This window comes from Corallococcus praedator, from assembly GCF_003612125.1.
GTDB classification, from domain to species: Bacteria; Myxococcota; Myxococcia; order Myxococcales; family Myxococcaceae; genus Corallococcus; species Corallococcus praedator.
This window is the reverse complement of the sequence record NZ_RAWI01001490.1, coordinates 1-379: the sequence shown is the minus strand read 5'-3', so window position 1 is coordinate 379 and position 379 is coordinate 1. Positions and strand designations below refer to the sequence as shown.

Genomic DNA, 379 nt, shown 5'->3' with positions numbered 1-379 from the left:
CACCCAACCCTCGGCCACCGCGGTGGAAAGCTTTGCCGACACCTTCATGCGGTCCGGCTGGAATTCCTTCACCTGCACCGTGGTGCTGCCGATCTGCGAATACGGCTTGCCGTCCTTGGCGATGTAGAGATTGACCGTCCAGTTGCCGGTCGGCGAGGTTTCCGCCGTGGTGTGATCCAGCTCGGCAAAGCCGGCCGCATCCATGGACACCGCCTGCTGCGCCACGGTAGTGCCGCGCGGGTCGACCACCTCGGCGATCAGCGGCATGCCAGCCACGCTGCGCGTCCAGCTGTTGGCGCGCACGATCATGCCGATATGGAACAGATCGCCCGGGCGGTAGATACCGCGATCGGAAAAGAGGTAACCGGACAGCTGGCCC

1 protein-coding gene is annotated in these 379 nt (G+C 64.9%); it reads right to left on the bottom strand.

Annotated features, from left to right (window positions below; genetic code table 11):
- Window positions 1-379: MG2 domain-containing protein (locus D7Y13_RS45025; protein ID WP_147452809.1), on the bottom strand; the 379-nt coding region annotated here is incomplete at both ends.